1 protein-coding gene is annotated in these 1,078 nt (G+C 49.7%); it reads left to right on the top strand.

What is annotated here, in order from left to right; translation table 11 throughout:
* Positions 1 to 1,078: L-lactate permease (locus ACP45E_RS19580; protein ID WP_141707438.1), on the top strand; the 1,078-nt coding region annotated here is incomplete at both ends.

The raw sequence follows: 1,078 nt of genomic DNA, 5'->3' as shown, positions 1-1,078 counted from the left end.
CGCTCTTCCGATCTGCTGTATTAATGGGAATGATGATTCAATCGACACCGGTTTCTTTTGGTGCGGTCGGAACGCCGATTATCGTTGGCGTAAACAAAGGGTTAGATACACACAATATTGGCGAAGCGCTGATTGCAAACGGTTCGAGTTGGGATATCTATCTTCAACAAATCACCTCTAACGTGGCGCTCATTCACGCTGGCGTGGGAACGCTCATTCCTGTCCTGATGGCCATGATGCTGACGCGTTTCTTTGGTAAAAATAACAGCTGGACCGAAGGGCTCGATATTCTGCCGTTCGCTATTTTTGCTGGGCTATCGTTTACCATTCCCTATGCTTTGACAGGCGTATTCCTTGGTGCTGAGTTCCCGTCACTCATCGGTGGCTTAGTCGGGCTCGCTATCACCGTGTCTGCGGCCAAAGTCGGCTTTCTGGTTCCAAAAACAACCTGGGACTTCGAAGACGAGAAAAAGTGGCCAAAAGAATGGTTGGGCTCATTGAAAATTGACCTGGATGATACCCAATCAAAACCAATGAGCATGGTGATGGCATGGTTACCGTATGTGTTACTCGCCGTCGTGTTGGTTGCAAGCCGCGTCAGCCCAGATTTTAAAGCAATGCTGCGTAGCGTGAGTCTCTCGTTCAGCAATATTCTTGGCGAGGCTGGCATCAGTACCGCGATTCAACCTTTGTATCTTCCAGGGGGAATCCTTGTCTTCATCGCATTGGTTTCCGTTCTGCTGCAATCTCGTCGCGTCACCCCGTTAGTCAAAGCCTTTAGTGAATCCAGCAAGACACTGATTGGCGCAGGTTTCGTTCTGGTCTTTACTATCCCAATGGTGCGGATCTTCATCAACTCAGGCATTAACGAGGCTGATCTTGCCAGCATGCCAGTCACCACGGCGAACTTTGCCGCAGGCCTTGTCGGTGATGCTTTTCCTGCTCTTAGCGCGACCGTTGGTGCGTTAGGTGCCTTCATTGCCGGTTCAAATACGGTGTCTAACATGATGTTTAGCCAATTCCAGTTTGAAGTCGCACAAACCCTGTCGATATCCAGTGCCATGATTGTTGCACTGCA

The organism is Vibrio genomosp. F10 str. 9ZD137, from assembly GCF_049974785.1.
In the GTDB taxonomy this organism is placed as follows: domain Bacteria; phylum Pseudomonadota; class Gammaproteobacteria; order Enterobacterales; family Vibrionaceae; genus Vibrio.
The sequence above is the reverse complement of the archived record's forward strand: the minus strand, read 5'-3'. Positions and strand labels throughout refer to the sequence as shown.